This window comes from Phytoactinopolyspora endophytica, from assembly GCF_004138495.1.
Classification (GTDB): Bacteria; Actinomycetota; Actinomycetes; order Jiangellales; family Jiangellaceae; genus Phytoactinopolyspora; species Phytoactinopolyspora endophytica.
Map to the genome: position 1 here is coordinate 74264 of NZ_ML142873.1, position 1210 is coordinate 75473.

Consider the following 1210-nt stretch of genomic DNA (forward strand, 5'->3'; position numbering starts at 1 on the left):
CGACCCGTCGTCCGGAGAGAGAGTGAGACCGCTCGGTGGTATCCCGACGGTCACGTGGGTCTTGCCGTACTCGCTGAGGGCGCCGTTCCAGACCGGGGGCAGGGAGAGAGCGGTGCGGTCGGTAAACGCTTGCCACTGTCCGTCGCTGTCCTTGAGCACCGCGGTCAGCAGGTTCATCGGAGGCGATCCGAGAAACGTGGCGACGAAGACGTTGGCTGGGCTGTCGAGCAGCTGCGTCGGCGGGCCGACCTGTTGCACCCGGCCGTGTGCCATGACGGCCATCACATCCGCCATGGCCAGGGCTTCGGCCTGGTCGTGGGTCACGTACAGGCTCGGCTTGCCCTTCTCTTCGTGCAGCGCCTTGATGTCCCGGCGGATGCGGTGGCGCAGCTTCGGGTCGAGGTTGGACAGCGGCTCGTCGTACAGGTAGGCATCGGCGTCCTTCACCATGGCGCGGCCGAGTGCCACCCGCTGCTGCTCTCCGCCCGAGAGGTCCGTGATGGGGCGGTGCAGGTAGTCGGTAAGGCCGAGCCGTTCGGCCGCGTGCCGAACGCGGCTTTCGATCTCGGCTTTGGGTAGCTCCTTCTGTGCCTGCAGGCCGTAGGCCATGTTGCCGAAGACATCCATGCTGGGGTACAGGCCGTACTCCTGAAAGACCATGCCGAGGTTGCGTTCTCGGGGCGGAAGCGACGTGACCGCCCGCCCGCCGATGACGATCTCGCCCTCATCGGGTTCCTCCAGCCCGCAGATCATCCGCAGGGTGGTGGTCTTGCCGGAGCCGGATGATCCGAGGACGACGAAGAACTCGCCGTCTCGCGCGTCGAAGCTGACGTCGTCCACCGCAAGATGGTCACCGAGTCGTTTGGTCAGACCCTGTACCTGCAATCCAGCCATCCGAGATCTTCCTTCCAAGCCGATGTCGCCGATGTCGGTCATGTGCGCGCGGGTGGCGCTGTCGAGCTCCGGACGACGAGCTCGGAGGCGAGCAGCGCTCGTTCCGGTGAGCTCATACGCCCCGCGATCTTCTCCAGAAGTAGGTTCAGGCCGAGCCGCCCGAGGGCGGTGAAGTCCTGCCTGACGCTGGTTAGAGGCGGCACGTAATGCGCGGCCTCCGGGAGGGCGTCGAACCCGACGACGCTCACATCGGCGGGTGCGCTACGGCCGGCCTCATGCACAGCGTGCAGGAAGCCGAGCGCGATGTGGTCGTTCG

General features: G+C 66.4%; 2 protein-coding genes. Both read right to left on the reverse strand.

All coding sequences use genetic code 11. The annotated features are described in order from the left end of the window. The coding region (locus tag ELR45_RS31490; RefSeq protein WP_165368270.1) for an ABC transporter ATP-binding protein at window positions 1-894 on the reverse strand (894 nt) is incomplete at its 3' end. A gap of 38 nt (window positions 895-932) precedes the next feature. After that, a partial coding sequence (locus ELR45_RS39850) for a substrate-binding domain-containing protein (RefSeq protein ID WP_205857644.1) occupies window positions 933-1210 on the reverse strand: 278 nt, incomplete at its 5' end.